The following is a 21,380-nucleotide window of genomic DNA, read 5'->3' as shown; positions in this document are numbered from 1 at the left end:
CTGCCACTCGTCGCCAGCTTCGTACCATCGTTAGAAAATACGACGCTCAAAACATCCCCTTGATGCCCTTTGAGAATCGCAATCTGGTTGCCCTGTAGATCCCAAATCCTAGCCGTGCCGTCACTGNCACTCGTCGCCAACTTAGACCCATCGTTAGAAAATACGACGCTCAAAACATNCCCTTGATGCCCTTTGAGAATCGCAATCTGGTTGCCCTGTAGATCCCAAATCCTAGCCGTGCCGTCACTGCCACTCGTCGCCAGCTTCGTACCATCGGGCGAAAATACAATACCAGTTGCCCGAAATTGTAAGCGTTCTTGTCCATCTCTCAAAATTAATTGCAAAGCCCCAAGAGGACTAACAGAAGGATATTGTTCGGTATGCATTGAATCCTTGACGATCGCCTTTAACAGTTTTGTCGCTCTCATTGCGGGTAGAAGTGCTTGGAATTCTTGGGTTTTAAATAGTCTCTCCGCTTCAGCACTCTGTTTTTCGATTTGCGTGATCGCTATGGCTTCTTGCGAAGCCTGAAATGCTTTGCTTGCATAAATGCTAATTCCGATCGCAGCAATAGATGCAATTCCTAAAATAATTGAACCGATCCGAACTCTTTGTCCAGCTTTACGATTCGCAACTGCAAATATCTCCTTCTCTTTTTCCGCCTGTTCTCTTGCCAGTTCCGCCAATTCCCGCCGCTTCCGCTCTTTTCTCAACTCAGCATTCACATCAATCCCATACTTCTTCCGTATAAAGCCCGTCAGATAATCGTGAATCAACTGATAGCGATCCTCTGGCGTACTGCTCACCCGAAACGCCAAACCCGACCCCACCAAAACCGCCAGCACCAGTTCGAGATTGACATCTCCCCCCAGCCCCCTCTCCCCATGGGAGAGGGGGAGCAAAGACTCATTCTTACTCCCCTCGCCTTTTAGGAGAGGGGCAGGGGGAGATGTCAGTAACTCAGCCGCCAATTCCTCCTGCGTTTTTTGCGGTCGCTTCTCCTCCATTCCCGTCAACGCGTACAGCACCCTTTGCGCCAACTCTTGATTTCCCTCGCCACAATCCTTCACCACATTCTCTAGCCAGCGCTCCACTAAAACCTCACTGGGTTTACGCTGCGAGACATCGCTTGTCAATGCCAAATATTGCGCCAACGTCGAAATTTGTGGTTCCTCAGACTCTAGTTGCGCCCCCGCTACCTGCAACTCAATCGGCAACACCCTACCCCGATCGCCCGTCAAATCCACCACCAAGCGATCGCACAGATCCGCATCCAGCTTCACCTCCGCCCTTGCCGTCAGCGACTCAATCACCCGCCTTGCCTCCTCTGGCGTAAAATCGCCCAAATAATAGCGAATCTGCTTGCCGAGAATATCGTTCTCGACCTTTTCTAGATTCACGGCGCGATCGCATTCCAATAAATAATGCAGATAGTCCTCGCGCAGCGACAGCACCACTCGGACAAAATCCGTATGCAAACAGGCTCTCAGGAATTTGTAAAACGGCAAGCGATCGGCAAAATCCTCCTTTTTAAAAAAGAAATCCTCAAACTGATCGAACACCAACACGGTCAGATAGTTCTCCTCAACATTGCGCTTAAAATGCTCGATCGGATTCAACTCGGGACGCGCACCACCAAAAAACTCCTGCAACTGCCGCTCAATCTCGCGACTCCATTCCTTATAGGTATTTACCGTCAACACCAGCACCTTGCGACCATCCAACGTTTCCCGCGATCGCAACGCAGGCACGACCCCACCATTCAAAATCGAACTCTTTCCCGCCCCCGAATCCCCATGAATCACCGTCAAGGGATAGCGCGGCTGGCGAATCCGTTCCACCAGTTCCTCCACATTTTGCTTTCTGCCCGATGCCACGATTTCCACCGCAATGCCATCGGGTTGCCGCAACGCGATCGCCGCCGTCGCAGGATCGACCTCCTCCCGACTGGGATGCAGCATTCCCGCCCCGATAAACGCCCGCAACCCATACTGCTGCTCCACCGATCGCTGGTGCTGCTTTGTATGAAAGGCATCGAGATAGCGCCCCGCCTGCGTGTATTGCGATCGCAACTCTTCCAGCACCCCCACATAGATCTGCGCGTCGTACTGATGCCGCCACTGCGATCGCACCCCCTCTAAACCCGCGATCGCCTCTGCCCTCTTGCCCTGCCCTGCCAAAGCTCGCGCCAACCAAATCTCATACAGCCCATAGATATAACGTCGCGTCCAAGCCAAATTGGGCAACTGCTGCCTCTCCGCCTCTCGATATAGCGCCAGTGCCCCCTCCGCAAACTGCTGCGCCTCGACATATTCCCCAAACGCAATCTTTACCGCCGCCATCATGCCGCGATCGTGCGCCTCCTTCAACAAATTTGGATACCGCTGCCGCAGTCCCAACGCCTCCCGCGCCAACCCCTCCAATTCCTCAAATAACTCTTTACCCCTAATAAATTCTCCCCCCTTATTAAGGGGGGCTGGGGGGGATCTCTTCAAATCCCTATCCAACCGTGCCAAATCCTCCACCACAGCCATCAAAAAATTAAGATACTCTGCCACCAAATCCGATCGCCCCAAATCTCGAAAAATCGCGATTGCTTCGGCAAAACTCTCCCTCGCAAGGCGATAAAACGGAACCTTATCATAGCGACGGTGAAATGCTACTGTGCGATCGCACACCCCGACCTGAAACAAACAAGCCGCCTGCTTTAGCGCGTTCCTCCCACGCCAAACCTCCAAACTCTTGCCAAACGACTGCTTTGCTGAGGCGAATTCCTTCTCCAATAAAGCGCAAAACCCAAAGGCAAAATCCAAATTTGCCGCGAGTTCGGGATTGAGAACTTGCCCAGAGGCTTGTAACTCCTTCACGGCGGTCTCAAGCTCAAATTTTTGCAAGCCCTTGGCGATCGCCCCCCCGCGAAACATCCCATCGGTTTCAGGATTGAGAAATCTCGCAAACAGCGATTCCGTAGTTTCGCGCAAAAACCCCACGAGTTCCGCAGGCGTAAACCGAAACTCGAGCGCCCCCGCTGTTACCCAGTTCGCCAAATCGCTAGCATCGCGAGTCAGAATATCCTGCGTACGATCGTTGAGCCAGAGCACCATCGGAAAATCTAGGCAGTTGGCAAATTCTTCCCGCACGCGATTTGCTGATTGCAGTACCGCAGAAACATCTTTGACCTCTTCTAGCCCCAATACCATCAATACCTTAGGCTGACGCTCTGGCGGTTCGTGTGCGACCGTCTCCATCAAATCCTGAACCAGTGTCAGCAATGTCGTCGCATCGGGTTCCAATTCGATTGTGGCAATTGCCCGATCGGGCAATTGCGCTGTTAATTCTGCCAAGTAACGGTTTTGCAGCGATCGATAGTTACACAAAGCGATCGACAGCGAAAATCCCTGCGCGTTGGTGGCGACTCGCTTCAGTAGCCTGAGAGAGTTTTGGTTGAGCGTGGCAGTGGATGCGATTTCCTCGTCCATGATGTAGCCGAGATGCCTATAACAGTTTATCTAAAATCGGATTGCAATCAAACCAACCATTCCCTTGATATTCATACTCAAACACAAATTGGCTCTTAATCAGCATCTGATACTGCGCTTCTCCGCTCAGCCGCTTATCCTGATGCACCTTCCGAATCAATTCCCATTCATCATCCGTAATAATCTTACGCATTTTATTGCGTTCGTTGGCAATGATACTTTCTAGCAAACTCGCCGAAATCGGCGGATCGTCCTGCTGCAAACAACCCAGCAGAAACCGAAATAGATTGCGAACGTGCCCTCCACTCACCTGACACAAGCGATCGAGCGTTTGCGGCGAATCAAATACAGCTTTAACATGGACATCCTCAATCCTTTGCAAGGGGCTAAGCGTCGGAAATGCCCTTGCCATCACGATCTGTCGCAATAGTGCCATTCCCTCTTCACATTCACTCCCATCAGCTAAACGCGCAGGAATCATCGGTAGCGTCTTAATTTCCGTACCAAACCGACCCGTAACGATCGCCGCATCATTCGAGAAGGTCAGCAGTAAGGGAACCGTATAGACCAGATGGCAATCTAAGCCCCGCAACTGATCGCCCCGTTCCACAAATAGATATCCCGCCCGCGATTGTTCTTTAGGGTCGATGCGATTTTCAATGCGATCGAGGTTATCCACAATCACCACCAATCCCTTCATGCCCTTTGCTTTTAACTTTTCTCGTGCTGGTTTTAACAACTCGTTATTAATCGCTGTAATAATGCTGTTTGTCCGTGATTCTAAACGTTCGTGAATCTGACGACGCAACGATTGACTGTGTTTTGCTTGAGCGGTAATTTCGGCAATTCCAACCGATAGTTTAAAATTTGCATTCAGCTCGACCTTGGTTTGCAGCAAATCTTTCAGCTCGCCAAATAACTTTGTGAAATATGCGGAAACGATGCTGATATTTTCCTTCTCAAGTCCCTCACTAATTTGCCCCGCGATCGCCAGCAACACGTCGCTAGCATCGACATCGCTCAACTCAAGCTGCTTGTCGCACTCAAAATAGGCAACGTGAAACTTTTGCTTTTCTAGTTCGTTCTTCAGTCGCAATAATTCCGTTGATTTGCCGCAGCCAATATGCCCCGTAAATAACTGACAAGTTGCCTCATCGGGCGAAATCACAGCGATCGTCCGTTTCAAACTTTTAATCAACTCAGCCCCACGCACTGACGAGAGATCGACATAATAGCTGAGATCCTCTGGATTACTCGCATCAAGAGGATGGGTGGGGTTACAAGCCTTGAGAAAACGGGAAAGTTCGAGATCCATGCCGTACATCCAGAGCGATACCCGTATCCTAGCAATTTCAGCGTTCAATTCACCAGATTTTTAGGCAGGTCGTTACAGGCTGCTTGGTCCGAGATATTTGGCGATCGCAGGCGCATAAATTTCGTAAATTAGGGTTAAAGGCTTACCACCATGCCACAGAAGATAATGCCGTCCCCAATAGGTTTCGGGCTGACCAAAGGTTTTGACCAGTCCGGGACTTGCCCCTTTAGAAATACCTTGTAAGTCTCGGTATAGCTCGGTATGTTTTTGATTGAGGCTTGCCCAGATCGGTAGGGATGGATCGGTAAGATAGCGATCGATTTGCGCCGTAGACCACCATGATGTGGCATGAGACAAAACCTCACCCGTTTTCGCACAGCGTAGCCAAATTTGGCGACGGGTTCGTGGGGCAGGAATTGCCGCGATCGCAGCGGGGGCAAGATCGTCGTCATAGCCAATCGGTGTCATGGCAATCACATCAACCACGATCTCTGACTGGGTGAGTAGCTGTAAATGGCGGGTGGGTGCGCCATCACCCAGCAAAAACATCTGCCAATGGGGGGACATCTGGTTGAAGGGTAAGCCCTTACTAATTTCATCGGCACTACCCTGCCAAATCGGATTGATAATGCGATGCCATGCGGTTGAGGGATTGCTGATTTCTACCTGTGAAGAGCGCTGCATCAGAGAACTACCTTAACAATACTTAATATGCTTTCTCTAAATATAACGCTTGTCAGGGATCAATAGTTTTTTACAGGGGAGGGAGATCGCTTTATTCACTAATGATAATCGTGCCTGGGAAGCGAATATTAAAGCGATCGCGTTCGCGGGTAGCATTAGACAGATCGGTGTAGGTACGAGCTTGGATATACCTGCGTCCCTGATAAGAACGAGGAAAAGCATCGGAAGCGATCGCTCTCACGTACCCCAAGGTAGCTTGATTCAACTCGGGCACTAACACGCGAAATGTTTTTTTGGTAGCGCTGGAATCATTGGGCGTTGATACAGGGGGCGCAACCGTGCTGGTTGGCGCATTGGGCTGACTAACCAAACTAGCACTGACTGCCTGAGAAGCAAAGCCACGACTGCGCAGGTTTGATGCGATCGTATTTGCCACCTGAAAACTCGATAAAGGCGAGGCTAAAACAACTTGGCGATTCGCAAAATTGACCAGTTGCGTGTGGGAATTCGTGGCAGCTTGGACTTGTTGTAACGCTAGATTTGGATCGGCATTAGGTTCGACAATGACAGAGGCTCCTCGTAAATTGGGAGAGATTTGAGCATTATCAAGTGCAAAAGAATGCACGATCGCATCTAGTCCAATTTGTCTCAGTTGCTCGGCTCGATAGGAAGCCGCATTGAGATTGTTGAAATTACCAAAAAAAGTGATGGAGTTTGCCATATAGCCGCAGGGGATGGCAGAAATTGCTAAAAATTCTGGTAACTGAGGGAGTAGATTGCCTGGTCGATTCACTAGAACCACATAATTTCTCGGTCCAAGTTGTTGGCAGGTTTTTGCGGGTAGAACCACTGAAACTTGAGCAACAGCTTCAAGACTGATAGCGGCAGTTAGCACGATCGGCACGAAAAAGAAGACCTGACTAGACTGCAATTTCAGCATGATAATTTCCTTAACTCCCGATCGCCACAACCTCAGGATATTTGTAATCGATGCATCGATCAAACATCTTAGTGAGGTAAGACATGAATTATGCCCAAAAGTTTCCAAAATATATCATAGGCAACAGACGTAAATCCCTAAATCTTTTGAGGTTGCAAAGAATCTCGAATGGATTCTATTTGCAAATGAGTTCCTGATAAGAATTTTGAGGCAAAACATTGGGCGTACAATGGATCATGTGGCTTTGCTAAGAAACTGCCCGATCAGATAGAGAGAACCGCATAGGATGACTGGATAATGCTGAGATTCATACTCGCAGAAAGCCGCATCTAGTCCTGATTCCAGAGCGGGATAGGCTCTTGGAGTTTCTTTTACGATTGTCGTCCCCAACTTTGCAAGCATCTCTGGGTCGGCAGTCTGGTGAAAAGGGACAGGCACAGTAATCAGTCTATCTTGGGGATTTAATAAAGCTTTGAGAATGCCAAGGTGATCTTTGGTGTCTAGCATACCGATCGCCCAGCATCTAGGTTGGTTTGGGAAGATGCGATCGACAAACTCGCGCAGGTATTCAGCCGCAGCGACATTATGGGCTCCATCGATCAATAGTTTATGCGTTCTTTTTTGCCCACCAACGAAACGTTGATATTCCACCCATTGCAATCTTCCCAACCATTGGGTTCGCCGCATTCCTTCTGTCACGGCGGACTCGGGAATTTCCCAACCCTGCGTTCTTAGCGTTTGGATAGTTCCGAGCGCGATCGCGGAATTAATCAACTGATGTTTGCCTAAAAGCGGCAAAGGATAGGTAATCCCTTCCCATACTGCTAAATTCTCTAGGCTTGAGTCTAGTGTAGATCCTGAATTGAATGCTGTAGGCTGCATTTCGGTAGCGGCACGAACCCAGGTAACGGGACAGTGATTCGCTTCCACTTTGTCTAGCATGACAGCAGCGGCTTCAGGAGGCAGTTCCCCAATCACGACAGGGCAGGAGGGTTTAATGATTCCGGCTTTTTCGGATGCGATCGCTGCTAGGGTGGAGCCCAACCGCTGCCAGTGTTCCATACTAATGGATGTAATGACCGAGACTAGAGGGCGATCGCATACATTGGTAGCATCTAATCTGCCACCTAACCCTGTTTCAATCACAGCGACATCAACTTGGCGATCGGCAAAATACCACCAAGCCGCAGCGGTGATCGCTTCAAACTGCGTGGGTGGATGTTGGGGCTGAATCGCTTGCTTGACCTGCATCAGTGCGTTCAACAAATCTTCTGAAGCAATCCATTCGGAATTTATACAAATACGTTCTCGCCAATCGACCAAATGCGGCGAAATATACCGACCGACCCGATAGCCAGCCATCTCTAAAATAGAGGAAATGTAAGCACAGACAGAACCTTTGCCATTGGTTCCCGCCACATGAATCACAGGAAATCTCTGGTGTGGGTTTCCTAGATCTGCTAAAAGCTGAGCGATTCGTTCCAGCCCCAGATGAATCCCAAATTTACCAAAGCTAGCGAGAAATTCATCTGGGGTCATAATAAGGTCAATACAAGGTCAATACAGGGATTTTAGAATGCCTAGATCAAAATCCTAAGAATGGGAACGGTTGAGACAATGTGGCGATTCAATCCTAACGTAACGGGATCGATGCCCAAAGCCAGTCCTATTAACTGCGGTAGATGCAAAATCGGGATTCCCAACTTTTGTCCAATAACTTTCTCCACTTCTGGTTGACGCGAATCAAGATTTAAGTGGCATAGGGGGCAAGGCGTGACAATGCAGTCTGCTCCAGCAGCGATCGCTGCCGATAGATGTCTTCCTGCCATGGAAAATGAAGCATTGGTAGCATAGCTAGAAATCGGCCAGCCGCAGCATTGCACGCGCCCTTCGTAATAGACGGGTGTAGCGCCGAGGGCGCGAAATACCTTCTCTAGGGATTCTGGCTTGTAAGGATCGTCAAAACGAGTCACAGTCTGGGCGCGGAGGAGGTAACAACCATAAAAGGAAGCACATTTAAGCGCTGTGAGCGGACGCTTCACTTTCTGTTGTAGTCGTTCTATACCATAATCGCGAATCAAAATCCATAACAGGTGCAGAACTTCCGTGGTTCCTTGAAAATGCCGTCCTTCAGCACCGAGGAATTCATTCACTTCGTCACGTCGCGCTGAATCTGTGAACTTCAATTTGTCATTCACGCGCCCAAGCACGCCTTGGCAGGTACTGCATTGAGTCATCAGGGGAAGTTTGAGTTCTTCTGCCAAACTAATATTCCGCGCATTTACGGTGTCTTCCATCAGCTCGTCGGTTTCTTTAAAGGTGCCTGAGCCGCAGCAGGAAGCCTGATGCAGTTCCACCAATTCAATTTCCAAAGCTGCTGCGATCGCAATGGTCGAAGCATGTAATTCTTTGCAAGCCCCTTTGGCAACGCAACCCGGATAATAGGCATATTTGAGCGGCTGGGTTACTTGTGGTAGCTGGGTGTTGGTCATAGGAATGTGGGAAGTGTGCGCTTGACTATTATCTCTGGTGCAAAAACAAATCGAGCGGAATATTTGGTTTAAGTTAACACTTGCTCAAATTGCAGCACACTGCATAAATTGTTTTCTCAAAAAAGATACTTTCCTAAAAAATTCGTTTATACTTTTTAAAGAAATTATTCCGAGCATCTCGTACCAACAATCCACCCAATGTCACAAGCCTGTAAAGAGGATAACCATCAAGGGAATTGCTGCTTTGTTGTCGATCCAACCGACCCGTTTCGCTATGTATGTTTGAAATGTGGCTTAGAGCGCTCGATCAAAAAGAAAGAAGAATTTAAAAAGAAAAAACCCAATATTCCGATTAATCAGTTTGTGTTTCTCGGTGTATTGATCGCTGGGCTTTTACTGCTTTTGTATAACGCCCAAGAGGAAAATCAGCATCAAGGCAGGAGCAATCAAGACCGCAGTAATGTAACGCAAATGCCAAGAAAGTAATTCTCAGAGCATGATTTTAGGTTCTGTACAATGTTATAGTTATAAATCGCGATCGCAAACTAAAGACATGGCTTAGAATAAAAAAGCCGAAAAATTTACCGACTCATATCAAAAACATAAAGCAAAGTTATGGCAGTCCCCAAGAAACGCACATCAAAGTCCAAAAAGAATATTCGTAAAGCAGCTTGGAAGCGCAAGGCTGGCGTAGCAGCACAAAAAGCGATTTCTTTAGGCAAATCCATTTTGACAGGTCAAAACAAAGGATTTATCTATCCTTTAGCTGCGGAAGAAGGAGACGAGGACGAGGAATAAGTAGCCTCATCATAGGTTTTACCAAATACTTCACCACATATATCGGTAGGGACGAACGGCTGTTCGCCCCTATTTTCGTTTAGACAGACTACCTTGTTTCAATCGATCTAGCCCCCTAAATCCCCCAATTCTGGGGAACTTTAAGAATCCTTCCCCAGAATTGGGGGCTAGGGGGCAATAAACCTTTGATTTAACTCGGTTTGACGACTTGTGTGTACACCGTAGTCTACCCTGCGGGAAGTCGCTTCGCGGCTAGTTCAAGGGGAGGCTGGGTGGGGTATTGAGGGATTTAATGCCAGACTTCGGGCGTGAAGTTGCCATGCAATCCATAGGGGACATGGTGTTTTAGGTGCAAGGTTGCCACAGGTGCAGCCGCGATATTTTGAGCGTCGAGAATAACGACATCAGAGCGATCGCGCTCAGCATTAAAGATCAATGTAATAATCCAGCCATCATCTTCAGCACTCGTAGCTGAGGCATTGCGCGGCACAAACACAGGCTCTCCGATAAAGCCCCTTGGGGCAAAGCTATGTGCTTCTTGTTTGCCCGTTTCTAGGTCGATTTTGAGAATTGCTTGGAGTGGGGCATTGCCTGTGGGCTGGGCGATCGCGCCGATATAGGCATAGCGGTAAGGTTGCCCCACACAGCGCGGATGAATTGTCGGAAATTCACAGGAGCGATCGAGCAAAATTTCACGGCTGACGCTGCCCGTCTTGGGATTAATCCGAAAGCGGAAAAGTTTCCCAGGTACAACGGTGTCAAAATTCACATTCTTATAGTCAACATTGGGTTCTAGCTTGGGATAGTCCTGATAGCACACCGAATCTAGGATGATTTCATCCCCTCGTTCAAAGGCATTGCAGTGGTGAAACACAAATCCGGGGTCGGTTTCTAGGGTTGTCAGTTTGCCCGAGCGATCGAACAACAGAATTTTTGTCGGTGTATTGGGTTTGAGATCGATACAAGCCCCTGCGGTTTTCAAGCCAAAGATAAATGGCAAGGAATCAAACGAGACGGGATTCTGTAAAAAGATGCGGTAGTTAGGGGTGTAAGCAAAATCATGTAAAAAGCAGAATCCCGACACTTTTTGACTGCAAGATTCCGTAAGTTCGCCTTGAGGATCGATCCTATAGATCGTAATGGTTGACTTTGGACCTGCATCGACTCCAAAAGCCCAGAGATCTCCAGTCTCAGGATCGAGTCTAGGATGCGCTGTGAATGCCTTTCCTGCTGCTAAAGCCCCATTAAATGTTTCTACCCCAAGCGTATCAAGGTTTTTAGGATCGAGTCGATAGGGTAAGCTAGCCTCCCATAAAGCCAAAAGCCTCTTCCCGTGGTAGATAACGTTGGTATTGGCGATATTCTTGAGTTTGAGATCGAACAGATTTTGCCACCAGCCCCCCGGCTTTTGCGTCCCAAAGACACCACGATAGAGAATGCGCCCCTCTTTTTGCTCGGCAAGAAATTCGGGAGTTTTGACAAAGCTATTGGCGAAGTGGGCTTTGCCATCGGTAAAAGCGATCGCGCAGATCATGCCGTCACCATCAAAGGGGTGTCCGTAAGCTTGACCGTTGACATCGAGCAAACCAGGTCCATTCCGAAACAGCGTGCCTTGTAATTCTGATGGAATCTCCCCCTCAATCTCATCGATCCAGTAACTCTGCTCGGTACGTAAAGATTGATAGCCCTTCTGCCAATCTTCTCTTGTGAAGCTGGGACTTTTCGCCTGAACCATAAAGATAAGTAAAGTTATTTTACTTTAGTTTAACTTATGCCGATCTAGTATGAGGATTAGGTAAGCAGTCATTCAATCCCTATGCCTTCTTTTACATCTCAGCCCAACGTTCCCAACAGCACCTCTGCGACCGAAGTGCGTCAAATCTTTAATCGCATTGCGCCAATCTACGATCGCCTCAACGACTGGCTCAGTTTGGGGCAGCATCGGATTTGGAAAAAAATGGCGGTGTCATGGGGAAATCCCCAACTAGGGCAAACTTGGCTCGATCTTTGTTGCGGCAGTGGGGATGTTGCAGCCCTGTTAGCGCGACGGGTCGCCCCGACGGGGCATGTGTTTGGCGTTGATTTCTCAAAGGAGCTATTGGCGATTGCTGCCCAAAAACATGCCCCAAGCATACAAAAATCCATAACTTGGCAAGAAGGCGATGCTCTAGCTTTAGATTTTGCGGATGCCACCTTTGACGGAGCCACTATCGCCTACGGACTTCGCAACGTGATCGATATTCCCAAATGCTTTGCAGAGTTGCATCGCGTTTTAAAAACAGGCGCAAATGTGGCGATTCTAGATTTTCACCGTCCTAGCGATCCGACATTGGTCAAGTTTCAGGAGTTTTACCTAGCGAATATCGTCGTGCCGATGGCAAAACAACAGAACGTCGAAGCGGACTATGCCTATATTGCCCCCAGCATTGAGCGATTCCCTATCGGTTCCGAGCAGGTAAAGCTGGCAAAAAATGCTGGCTTTAGCCAAGCCACCCACTATCCAATCGTAAATGGCATGATGGGGATTTTAGTCTTACAGAAGTAGCTGAAAGGCTTCCCAGCTTAGGTCTTGCTGAATATATTGTGGGTTACTAGGGTTGTAGGGGGCTTTGGCGCGATCGATGCTGACGATCTTCGCTGTTTCAGGAATGATGGGAATATCGGGATCAAAGGTTGTAGGACGCATCAAAGAGCTAGAAAAACCCTTAAAAATCGCCACTTCATCAACTTCGCCCTCCAGTTCGATCTTGACCAACAAGACCTCATGGGGATGTTTTTCTGTATATTGCTCTAGCTGCTGACCCGCCGATTCAGTCATATTTTGAATCCTGTTGGTTGATATTGGTCATTACGATTCTGAGAAATTTATTAAGGTAAGCCATACAAAGCTTTAAACCATGTCACGAACATTTGAGCATTGGGATGATTTGGATCTAAAAGGCGTTCCATAATTGCTTGATGTAGTTGCCGTCCTGGCGGATCTTGCCAAGCGAGCCAAGTATAAATATTTGCTTTGTCACCATGAGCATCCGTAAACATCGCCCCCTTATTTTTGGCTTCTAGGGCTGATTTTTGAGCAAACTGCCAAATTGATTCATTCCCATCTGGGATCAGGTATGTCAAAAAAGTTTCTAACATACCGCGCATCTTGTTGTCTGGCATCATCCATACTCCAAACTTAATTCCACTAGGGGTAATATGAATCAAACCTTCTTCTGGTAAAGCTTCTGGAAGATCGGGGATACTTCTAATGCTTGCACTTCTGATACTCTGCCAACGCCCTTGAGGATTATCATCTGCATCAACTATGATGCCAAGTGCAGAAAGTCCAGAAGCCTGTAGTTCCGTCGAGATTACATCTGGATCGACTAACTTTTGATAGCCATCACAATCACGAATATATACGATCGGACTTTTCCTTGTTCCCCAATCCACACCATTTGCTTCAATTAGCTCTGGTATGACCCGCACATCTTGCTTACCCTCTACCAACAGAATCTTTGGATGGATATTAGCCATTCTCTATCGCACCTCGATTCCTCTTTCAGCCGCGATCGCTACTTGTCGCTCCGTAAAGACAATACTGTGGGGTTTTCCTTTTTCAATTCTTTGAATGGTAATACCTTCCTCGCTTGGGTTTTCTGCACTTGCGATCGCAGCCAAACTTGTCCAGCAGTCATTACTATGGGTCGTAGCAAAAACTTGAACGTTAAGTCGTTTTGCAGTTTCCCAGATTAGTTTCCACATCTTAGACATGGTACTAAAGTGAAGTCCAGTATCAATTTCATCAACTAACAAAACCCCATTTCTAGCATTAACAATTGCTAATGTAAGTCCTAACATTCGCCACATTCCATCTCCCATACTCCCAATCGGTATACGTTGATCGCTATCTGAGAATCTCACGACAAATCCACTACGTACTCCATTTTTTCTAAATTTTTCAGAGCCAATAATCGCAATACGTTCTACATTAGGTTCAAGAATCTGGAGTGCTCCTGTAACAAGATCTTCTTCTGGAGTAAGAACAACTTGATCGAACAACTCAATCATTGTCTCGGTTGTCAGAGAAGAAGATGTGATCAAATGACTTGGATGTTTAAAGTCTTTACGGGAGCGTCTAAAGTAACTCAAGTTAAAAACAAGACCACCTTCGGAAGATAGGGGGAGAATTGTTTTCATTCGCGAATTTTCTATAATTAAATTAGATCTTTGTTGGTTTTGTTCTTCTTCTATAGATATAGTGATTTTTTCGCCATTGTCATGACTGCTATCGAATACCGAAAAGGTACTACCTATATTAATTTCATTGCCATAGAAGAGATGACGAATATCTAGCTCTATTTGCCCATCACTTTCATTGCTTAAGATGTATTCACCACGACCAATCATCAACCCTCCTAATGACTCAAAATTTGGGCGTGAAGAAAGCAGTTGAATGGCTTCTAAAATTGATGTTTTACCACTGTTATTTGTGCCCACAAGCAAATTTAATCTGCCAAGTTGCTGAAGCTCGAACGATCGGAAGCAACGAAAATTTTCGATTTTTAGTGACTTCAGCATAATTTGACAAAACCGAACAAGTATAGTCGTGGTTCTAAGGCAAGTGCTTTTGCTATTTCTTTAACCCTAGTAATAGCATAGGGCGCGAATTTTCAAAAAACCTAAGAGTAGGATCTTGGGAAGATGCTACTCTCCATGCTAAGCTTTAAGACCGTGCGTAAAAAATTTAGTAATTGTAACCAACAGTCCAATGAAAGTTGTTAGCTCTCTAAAATCAGCCAAAACTCGCCATAAAGACTGCAAGATTGTGCGTCGTCGTGGCAGAGTTTATGTTATTTGCAAGTCAAATCCTAAATTCAAAGCACGCCAAGGTTAGTGTCCCTGCGAGAAACTTAGCAGAAAATTTTAAGGTTTACCAGATTAACCCTTTAGTCTGTCTAGCCTTTTAATTGAAATAGCATGAGTGCGAACCATTGGTTGGGGTCTGTCCAGACCCTGGTTTTGTGCAACCCTTTATGGCTAAGATCTGCTTCAAGCAGTTGCAAATCGAACTTGCGTGAAATCTCGGTCAAGATTGCTTCACCCGACTGAAACGCTATCGCAAGCGACAGCGATCGCAGGTTAATGGTTTGGGCTTTGGTACTGGTTAAGTACATTTCCACTTGATGCGATCGCTCGTTATAGATGGCGGAGTGCTGAAATGTGGCAAGGTCAAAGTTGCCATCAAATTTACGGTTGAGATGGCTCAGCATATTTAAGTTAAAGGCAGCACTTACTGCTTGGGCATCGTTATAAGCAGCATGAATCGACGATTTGGGCTTTAGTTCTGAAGTTTTTAAATCCACACCTAAAAGGAAATATTCACCAATTCGTAGCGCCCCTGCAACCTGTTCGAAAAACAAGTCGCACTCCTGTAAATTGAGGTTGCCAAGCGTACTCCCCAAAAAGCAAAGCATCCTCGTAGGTAGTTGTGGCAAATTTAGCCGTTGTAATGCCTGCTCGTACGTACTGACCAAGCCATGTACTTCTAAGGTGGGGTAGTCAGCCAATAGAGCAAAGGCACTGCTTTCTAAAATCCCCGCACTGATATCGATCGGCATATAGCGTAGCGGATAGCCGAGCTTAGCGTAGGCATCTAGCAAAATTCTGGTTTTGGTGGCACTGCCACTGCCTAATTCGACCAATTCACAAGAGCCTGTCAGTCGGGCAATTTCAACTGCATAGGTTTGCAAAATCGCTGTTTCCGTACGGGTTAGATAATATTCGGGAAGTTCGCAAATTTGCTCGAATAACTGCGAACCAAGATCGTCGTAAAAATATTTTGCAGGCAAGGTCTTAGGGGTTTTGCTGAGCCCCGCAACCACATCATGTCCTGAAGTCAAGGATTTATCCGTAGCATCGATCAGTCGCTCGAGGCGCAAGCGATCGCCTAAAGCGGGCAAAGTTGTTTTAGAGCTAAACATTTTTGAAGTTTTATATTTTTGTCGGCTTATTTGCTTCGTGTATTTTCATCCATTCAGGAGCCCAATACAAACATCAGAAGGCTTAAATCAGATTCATACCTCTAGAAATTGCCAAATCTCTGGAATTTATTCCGAAAGATTAATCCCATTTTTTAGTTTCCATAAAATCGTAGGGGCAATTCATGAATTGCCCCTACATACTGAAGAATAGATTAATTGGAAACTTGGACGACCGTATCTGGGGAAACCTGCGTAAACAATTCCCGAATATCTTCGTTGTACATACGAATGCAACCATGGGAGACTGCCTGCCCCACAGAATCTCGATTGGGCGTGCCATGAAATCCCGACCAGTCTTCCCCATTTGTCCAAAAGCCAATCCAACGCTCACCCAAAGGATTTTCAGGATCTGCGCCTTGGATCACATCGCCTGTGAATGGGTTCTTCCATGCGGGATATTCGATCATTTGCAAAACACGATGGTTTCCTATCGGGGTTTCCCAACCTGCACGTCCGACAGCGATTGGATAGCTTTTGAGCTTGACATCCCCTTGGTAAGCCGTAACTGTACGTTTGCTGAGGCTGACTTCTAGACGGGTCACTTGGGCGATCGCTACCGTAAACAAAGGACGATTTGGATCGATCGCGTAGAGCGAACCCATCTTAGGCAGTCGTCCCCGATCCGCCAGAGCTACATAGACGAGTGCAGCTAGCTCTGCTTTGGTGATATTCCCATTGGCGGCGATAATTCTAGGGTCGGGGTAGTTTACTACTAGTCCTCTCTCGGTGAGGGTAGCGATCGATTGCACGGCAAACTCGGGAATCTGACTGGCATCGCGATACATCGTCAGTAGATAGGAATGCGGTGTATTGGTCTTGCGGTTATTTAATTTGAGGATATTGGCGATCGCCACCAAAACCTGTGCTTTGGTTACGGGTTCATCGGGCTGAAAGGAACGCGAATTATACCCTGAGAGAATTCCACTTTCGTAAGTCTGGACGATCGCAGAAGCTGCCCAATGATCGGGGGGGACATCATCAAATCCTTGCCAGCGACGTTGGGTAACATAATTTGTATTTTGAGTTAAGAACGCAAGCTGAAGAATTGCAGCGAGTTGAGCGCGAGATACCACCTGCTCTGGTTGGAATATTTTACTTGTAGGGATATCGAGTAAGTTCTGGGCCGCTAACTTTTCGATAAAAGCCTTTGCCCAATGATTTTCAAGACTTGCAATTTGAAGATTCGCAGTGCGGCTATCTACTTGGCTATTTGATATTTGCGGATTCTTTTCACCCGTTAAATTACTTGCCCTTAGACTTTGAGCCGTGCAGGTTAGAAATAAGGTCGTAAGCAAGGCTGAAACTGAGTACTTTAAGAACTGCGTCATCTTGGTTAAAACTTTTCTTTACAGTGTAATCATAGCTAGGGATACAACTTGCGTCTTGCGAACGTGGGCTCTATAAAATCCAAGTCGTAAGTCTAGCATATCGCTCTCATAACCAGTGCTGAATTTGATATTTCACAAGCGCTGCTAACACGCGAGCGTGCACTATGGTTAAATCTTGGATTGCATCTTGCCACTGCTCTAAGTAGCGATCGCTGATGTTTTCATCTTTATCCAAGTCGATCGTAGGCTTAACCTGTGAATTAACCAGACTCTCTAATGCCAAGCACTTTTGCACTAGCGTGGTTGCACCGAAGAATGAACTATCCGAGGCAAAGTCATGACATGCCTGTGCGAACGTAGAAAGATTTTGGGCGGCGATCGCTTCCTGCATCTGCTCTAAAATTTTCGGAGAGCTTTTCAAGTAGCTATCGATCGTCTCATTCATCGATTCATCTGGCAATTGAGGCAAGGCAACTAGCTCCTCTAGATCTGCCATAGATAGAGAGAGAGGAACCTCTGAAGATGCATGGGACTGACAGCGATACAAAGCCTCCACCAACTGTTCGATCTCAATAGGCTTGGTGATATAGTCATCCATTCCTATCTCTAAACACATTTCACGATCGCCATACATGGCATTGGCAGTCATCGCCACAATTCGGATGGGAGGTATTGATGGATTTTGATTAGCATTCTCTAAAATGCGTATGCGTCTTGTTGTTTCTAATCCATCTAGGCTGGGCATTCGGATATCCATTAAGATCACGTCATAGCGTTTCTGCGCGATCGCTCTTAACACCTCACCACCATTCAAAGCTACATCTGATTGATAGCCCAGTTTTCGCAATATGATTTGAGCTAGCTTCTGATTAACTCTACTATCTTCAGCTAAAAGAATGCGTAAAGGCAATCGCTCTGCCATGCTTGAGTCCATAATTACAGCAACATCTTTTTTCTCTGTCACCGTTAAATCGTTCCGATCGGAACCGACTTGAGTGGATGGGCTCAAGATTGGAATTACAATTGTAAAGTAAAAGGTAGCTCCACGATCTTTCTCAAGATCTCCATAATCTTTTATCTCAGAAAGCTGCCAATTGTGGGGAGGCTCGCCACCAATATTGCCATGACTTACCACCCAAATTGTGCCGCCCATCATCATACTCAAACGGCTGCTAATCGCTAAACCTAGCCCAGTCCCACCATACTTGCGAGTCGTGGAAGTATCTACTTGACTAAAAGGCTTAAATAGCCGATCCAACCGTTCCGCTGGAATGCCAACACCCGTATCTTTCACTGAAAACAGAATTTCACAAGTTTGAGCGTCTGAATTGACTGAATCTGAATTGACTGAAGTCGCTGTAACAGACAGGAAAACTTCACCAATATCTGTAAATTTAATCGCATTCCCTAGCAAGTTGATTAAAACTTGGCGAACTCTTGTTACATCACTGATAATATAGGATGGAACTGTAGGCTCGATCGTATAATGCAACCCAATTCCCTTCTCCAGTGCTTTAGGCGTCAAAAAGTTTACGGAAGATTGGATGCATTCTTGGAGATTAAATGGATGAGCTTCAACTTCTAACTTGCCAGACTCAATTTTAGAGAAATCAAGAATGTCATTAATAATAGTAAGTAGAGAATCACCACTGCCATGTAGGGTTTCTACATAATCTTTTTGCTCATCATTTAAGGCGGTATTTAATAACAAGCTAGTCATTCCAATTACGCCATTCATGGGTGTGCGAATCTCGTGGCTCATCATCGCCAAGAAATCACTCTTGGCAAGGTTTGCCGCATCTGCTTCAAGTTTCGCCTGCTCTAGGGCTAGATTTTGAATAGTTAACTGTTGGTGAAGTTCTGCTTGATGGATCGCGATCGCAAGTTGACCAGAGATCTGCAAGAGTAGATCGATTTCTAATTGTTGCCAGCCATAGCTGCGATTGCAATGGTGTAAAACTAAAACTCCCATTAGCCGATCGAGGTACAAAAGTGGAATCCCCATGCGAGACTTGACTTGCATTTCTTGCAGCATATCGCGCATTTGTTCCGATAGAACTGCGGTTTGGGTATCCCCGACAATATTGACCATTCCCTGAAGATAATCCTGTTTGAAATCGTCATAAAAGCAACATCCCATCCCACTTTCTAATATAGAGCTGATGCCTATGGCATGGGACTCGGCTACTATAACGTTACTTCCATCTGACTGAGTGCGATAGATAAAAACCCTGTCTAACTGAAGAGAGTTACGAATCTCAACTACCGCAGTTTTGAGAATTTCATTAAGGTCAAGGGTTTGGCGGATCTGTTGCGTAATGTGATTGATCAGCCTTTGATGTTCGGCTTGCTGTTTGATGGCAGCTTCGTTGCGTTTGCGATCGGTAATATTACGAGAGATACCACGATAACCGCAAAATTGACCTGTCGCATCAAAGCGCGGCGTAGCACTTGTTTCTAAGATCACTAACTCGCCATTTTTGTGCAGCCTTGTGTTCTCTAAATTTTGAAATGGCAAATGCTCTGCATTTAAAGGAGCTAGTATTTGAGCAACTCTTTCTTTCTCACCTGCTGGCATCATCTCTAATGGATGTTTGCCAATAATTTCTTCTGGTGTGTATCCCAATATGTCTTTAATCTTGGGGCTGGAATAAATATATATATTGTTTCGATCTACCTCCCAAATCCAATCATTGGAGGTCTCAACCAGACTGCGAAAACGTTCTTCGCTTTGACGCAAGGTCTCTTCCGATCGCTTGCGTTCGGTAATATCTCGAATTACCCCCGCGAGCACCTTATTGCCTGAGGTATCCGTGAGCATCGTTTTTTTTGTAGAAATAATGTGACTGCTACCATCCGCGATCGTCATCACTTCTTCATTTTCGTTTCCTTCACCCGTGGCAAAAACTAAATTATCTTGCGTCCAAAATACATCCGCCTCTGCCTTGGGGAAAATATCATAAACGGTTTTATTCAACAATTCCACACGTTGATACCCAGTAAATTGACAAAAGGCATCATTGAGCATGATCCAGCGATGCTGAGTGTCTTTAACAATAATTGGGTCAGCAATGGAGTTGATTACTTGTTCTAAAAAATTCTGTCCGTCTCTAAGAGCAACTTCTGCCCGTCGGTATTCTGTAATGTCTTCCACCATTCCAATGATATAAAGGGGGGTGCCATCGCTGCCACGCACAACCATCGCAGTAACGCTAACCCAGACGATCGCACCATTTTTACAAATGAATCGTTGCTCAATTTTTTGCGTATTAAGATCTTGCTGAAGGCATTTTTGTAATTGCTCTAATCCATTTTGGATGTCATCTGGATGGGTGAGATCGAAGAAATTTAACCATAAAAGTTCTTCCTCTGTGTATCCTCCAATTTGACGAAATTTAGAATTTACTTCTAGGAAATTTCGTTGCAAGTCTGTAGTAAAAATTCCGATGGGGCTATCTTCAAAAATACCTCGAAATTTTTGTGCGTTCTCTTGGAGCTTTTGCTCTAGCAGTTTACGATTGGTAATATCTCGAATAATACCAATTAGAACCTTATTACCAGAACCATCAATCAGAACTGATTTTTTAGTGGATATAAAATGTGGATTTCCCTTTGCATCTGTAAAATGCTCTTCATTTTCACATTCAACGCTTGAGTCAAATACAGCATTGTCCATCTCCCAAAACACATCTGCTTCTGCTTTTGGAAAGAAGTCACGATCGGATTTACCTAACAGTTGCGATCGCGGATGTCCGATAAATTGGCAAAAAGCATCATTAAGAATAATCCAACGGTGATCTCGATCTTTTACAAATACTGGATCGGGAATGGAATTAATTACCTGCTCAAAAAATCTCTGGTTTTCTTTCAGCGAAACTTCTAGAAGCTTGCGATCGCTGATATCTTGAATTACAGCCACCACACAATCGGAACCCTTTAAAGTAGATACATTGATGCTAACCCAAACAAGAAATCCTTGCTTGTGCATATATCGTTTTTCGAGTGAGAAGCTGGAAATCTTGTCCTCTCTGAGTTGGCGCAATTTCACGAAATGAAGTTCTAGATCTTCAGGGTAAGTAATATCTTGAAATCGTAAAGAGAGCAATTCTTCCTGCGTATACCCAACGATGTTGCTAAACATCTGATTGACCCGCAGAAATCTGCCGTCAATATTCGTATAAGAAATTCCCGCAGCTGCCTGTTCAAAAACAGCGCGAAAGTGTGATTCGCTTTCTTGTAGCTCCCCTTCTGATTGCTGCCGATCGTACATTTCTTTATCTAGTTCGGGTTTCTAAGGTGTTGAAAAGCAAAAACTTTA

17 protein-coding genes and 2 pseudogenes are annotated in these 21,380 nt (G+C 46.0%); 4 read left to right on the top strand and 15 right to left on the bottom strand.

What is annotated here, in order from left to right:
- The 8 genes and pseudogenes from ACP2WE_RS00650 to ACP2WE_RS00615 form a co-directional block, all read right to left on the bottom strand.
- Positions 1-126 (bottom strand): annotated as a pseudogene (locus tag ACP2WE_RS00650) (hypothetical protein); the annotation flags it as partial.
- A gap of 1 nt (position 127) precedes the next feature.
- Positions 128-178, bottom strand: a pseudogene (locus ACP2WE_RS26055) (hypothetical protein); the annotation flags it as partial.
- Between the two features lies 1 nt (position 179).
- A partial coding sequence (locus ACP2WE_RS00640; RefSeq protein WP_425213683.1) for a WD40 repeat domain-containing protein occupies positions 180-3,479 on the bottom strand: 3,300 nt, incomplete at its 3' end.
- A 16-nt stretch (positions 3,480-3,495) separates the two neighbouring features.
- Positions 3,496-4,842 carry a P-loop NTPase fold protein gene (locus ACP2WE_RS00635; RefSeq protein ID WP_425213682.1) on the bottom strand — a complete coding sequence of 449 codons (1,347 nt, stop codon included), beginning with the start codon at positions 4,840-4,842 and terminating at the stop codon, positions 3,496-3,498.
- Between the two features lie 24 nt (positions 4,843-4,866).
- A complete protein-coding gene (locus tag ACP2WE_RS00630; protein ID WP_425213681.1) occupies positions 4,867-5,478 on the bottom strand; it encodes a chorismate lyase in 612 nt (203 codons plus the stop codon).
- Positions 5,479-5,569: 91 nt separating this feature from the next.
- Positions 5,570-6,418, bottom strand: coding sequence for a hypothetical protein (locus ACP2WE_RS00625; RefSeq protein WP_425213680.1), 849 nt, complete (start codon positions 6,416-6,418; stop codon positions 5,570-5,572).
- Between the two features lie 234 nt (positions 6,419-6,652).
- A complete protein-coding gene (locus ACP2WE_RS00620; RefSeq protein WP_425213679.1) occupies positions 6,653-7,957 on the bottom strand; it encodes a bifunctional folylpolyglutamate synthase/dihydrofolate synthase in 1,305 nt (434 codons plus the stop codon).
- A gap of 41 nt (positions 7,958-7,998) precedes the next feature.
- Positions 7,999-8,910: a CoB--CoM heterodisulfide reductase iron-sulfur subunit B family protein gene (locus tag ACP2WE_RS00615; protein ID WP_425213678.1), complete on the bottom strand. Its 912-nt coding sequence runs from the start codon at positions 8,908-8,910 to the stop codon at positions 7,999-8,001.
- 198 nt (positions 8,911-9,108) lie between these two features.
- Here ACP2WE_RS00615 and ACP2WE_RS00610 point away from each other — a divergent pair, with 198 nt between their 5' ends.
- Both ACP2WE_RS00610 and rpmF read left to right on the top strand, forming a co-directional pair.
- Entirely contained in the window at positions 9,109-9,396 is a 288-nt protein-coding gene (locus ACP2WE_RS00610; RefSeq protein WP_425213677.1) for a hypothetical protein, read from the top strand.
- A gap of 129 nt (positions 9,397-9,525) precedes the next feature.
- The gene (gene rpmF, locus ACP2WE_RS00605) at positions 9,526-9,708 is read left to right on the top strand and encodes a 50S ribosomal protein L32 (protein WP_330482026.1); all 183 of its coding nucleotides are present in this window, start codon (positions 9,526-9,528) and stop codon (positions 9,706-9,708) included.
- Positions 9,709-9,997: 289 nt separating this feature from the next.
- On the opposite strand, the gene ACP2WE_RS00600 is transcribed toward rpmF, so the two are convergent.
- Positions 9,998-11,443, bottom strand: coding sequence for a carotenoid oxygenase family protein (locus ACP2WE_RS00600; RefSeq protein WP_425213676.1), 1,446 nt, complete (start codon positions 11,441-11,443; stop codon positions 9,998-10,000).
- 81 nt (positions 11,444-11,524) lie between these two features.
- Here ACP2WE_RS00600 and ubiE point away from each other — a divergent pair, with 81 nt between their 5' ends.
- Positions 11,525-12,253, top strand: a complete 729-nt coding sequence (ubiE, locus tag ACP2WE_RS00595; RefSeq protein ID WP_425213675.1) for a bifunctional demethylmenaquinone methyltransferase/2-methoxy-6-polyprenyl-1,4-benzoquinol methylase UbiE — start codon at positions 11,525-11,527, stop codon at positions 12,251-12,253.
- Here ubiE and ACP2WE_RS00590 read toward each other — a convergent pair.
- From ACP2WE_RS00590 to ACP2WE_RS00580, 3 genes are read right to left on the bottom strand one after another with little or no spacing between them, the layout of a single operon-like run.
- Positions 12,242-12,526 (bottom strand): DUF7734 family protein, encoded by a 285-nt coding sequence (locus ACP2WE_RS00590; RefSeq protein WP_425213674.1) that lies wholly within the window; start codon positions 12,524-12,526, stop codon positions 12,242-12,244. The two genes, ubiE and ACP2WE_RS00590, sit on opposite strands and share 12 nt — an antisense overlap.
- Positions 12,527-12,576: 50 nt before the next feature.
- A complete protein-coding gene (locus ACP2WE_RS00585) occupies positions 12,577-13,227 on the bottom strand; it encodes a DUF3226 domain-containing protein (RefSeq protein WP_425213673.1) in 651 nt (216 codons plus the stop codon).
- Between the two features lie 3 nt (positions 13,228-13,230).
- Entirely contained in the window at positions 13,231-14,271 is a 1,041-nt protein-coding gene (locus ACP2WE_RS00580) for an AAA family ATPase (RefSeq protein ID WP_425213672.1), read from the bottom strand.
- A gap of 190 nt (positions 14,272-14,461) precedes the next feature.
- Between ACP2WE_RS00580 and ykgO the strand changes: the two genes are divergently transcribed.
- Positions 14,462-14,587: a type B 50S ribosomal protein L36 gene (gene ykgO, locus ACP2WE_RS00575; RefSeq protein WP_330484771.1), complete on the top strand. Its 126-nt coding sequence runs from the start codon at positions 14,462-14,464 to the stop codon at positions 14,585-14,587.
- 61 nt (positions 14,588-14,648) lie between these two features.
- On the opposite strand, the gene egtD is transcribed toward ykgO, so the two are convergent.
- The 3 genes from egtD to ACP2WE_RS00560 form a co-directional block, all read right to left on the bottom strand.
- Positions 14,649-15,674, bottom strand: coding sequence for an L-histidine N(alpha)-methyltransferase (gene egtD / locus ACP2WE_RS00570; RefSeq protein ID WP_425213671.1), 1,026 nt, complete (start codon positions 15,672-15,674; stop codon positions 14,649-14,651).
- Positions 15,675-15,886: 212 nt separating this feature from the next.
- Positions 15,887-17,062 (bottom strand): L,D-transpeptidase family protein, encoded by a 1,176-nt coding sequence (locus ACP2WE_RS00565; protein ID WP_425213670.1) that lies wholly within the window; start codon positions 17,060-17,062, stop codon positions 15,887-15,889.
- A gap of 106 nt (positions 17,063-17,168) precedes the next feature.
- Positions 17,169-21,332: a PAS domain S-box protein gene (locus ACP2WE_RS00560; protein ID WP_425213669.1), complete on the bottom strand. Its 4,164-nt coding sequence runs from the start codon at positions 21,330-21,332 to the stop codon at positions 17,169-17,171.
- Positions 21,333-21,380 lie beyond the last annotated feature (48 nt).

The organism is Tumidithrix helvetica PCC 7403 (assembly GCF_965232925.1).
Lineage (GTDB): Bacteria > Cyanobacteriota > Cyanobacteriia > Pseudanabaenales > Pseudanabaenaceae > Tumidithrix > Tumidithrix helvetica.
Note: the sequence above shows the minus strand (reverse complement) of the source record. Positions and strands in the feature narration are given on the sequence as shown.

Excerpts from the sequence above, each read along its gene's own strand:
- ACP2WE_RS00630 (WP_425213681.1), bottom strand. The coding sequence starts at position 5,478 with ATGCAGCGCTCTTCACAGGTAGAAATCAGCAATCCCTCAACCGCATGG.
- ACP2WE_RS00625 (WP_425213680.1), bottom strand. The coding sequence starts at position 6,418 with ATGCTGAAATTGCAGTCTAGTCAGGTCTTCTTTTTCGTGCCGATCGTG.
- ACP2WE_RS00620 (WP_425213679.1), bottom strand. The coding sequence starts at position 7,957 with ATGACCCCAGATGAATTTCTCGCTAGCTTTGGTAAATTTGGGATTCAT.
- ACP2WE_RS00615 (WP_425213678.1), bottom strand. The coding sequence starts at position 8,910 with ATGACCAACACCCAGCTACCACAAGTAACCCAGCCGCTCAAATATGCC.
- ACP2WE_RS00610 (WP_425213677.1), top strand. The coding sequence starts at position 9,109 with ATGTCACAAGCCTGTAAAGAGGATAACCATCAAGGGAATTGCTGCTTT.
- rpmF (WP_330482026.1), top strand. The coding sequence starts at position 9,526 with ATGGCAGTCCCCAAGAAACGCACATCAAAGTCCAAAAAGAATATTCGT.
- ACP2WE_RS00600 (WP_425213676.1), bottom strand. The coding sequence starts at position 11,443 with ATGGTTCAGGCGAAAAGTCCCAGCTTCACAAGAGAAGATTGGCAGAAG.
- ubiE (WP_425213675.1), top strand. The coding sequence starts at position 11,525 with ATGCCTTCTTTTACATCTCAGCCCAACGTTCCCAACAGCACCTCTGCG.
- ACP2WE_RS00590 (WP_425213674.1), bottom strand. The coding sequence starts at position 12,526 with ATGACTGAATCGGCGGGTCAGCAGCTAGAGCAATATACAGAAAAACAT.
- ACP2WE_RS00585 (WP_425213673.1), bottom strand. The coding sequence starts at position 13,227 with ATGGCTAATATCCATCCAAAGATTCTGTTGGTAGAGGGTAAGCAAGAT.
- ACP2WE_RS00580 (WP_425213672.1), bottom strand. The coding sequence starts at position 14,271 with ATGCTGAAGTCACTAAAAATCGAAAATTTTCGTTGCTTCCGATCGTTC.
- ykgO (WP_330484771.1), top strand. The coding sequence starts at position 14,462 with ATGAAAGTTGTTAGCTCTCTAAAATCAGCCAAAACTCGCCATAAAGAC.
- egtD (WP_425213671.1), bottom strand. The coding sequence starts at position 15,674 with ATGTTTAGCTCTAAAACAACTTTGCCCGCTTTAGGCGATCGCTTGCGC.
- ACP2WE_RS00565 (WP_425213670.1), bottom strand. The coding sequence starts at position 17,062 with ATGACGCAGTTCTTAAAGTACTCAGTTTCAGCCTTGCTTACGACCTTA.
- ACP2WE_RS00560 (WP_425213669.1), bottom strand. The coding sequence starts at position 21,332 with ATGTACGATCGGCAGCAATCAGAAGGGGAGCTACAAGAAAGCGAATCA.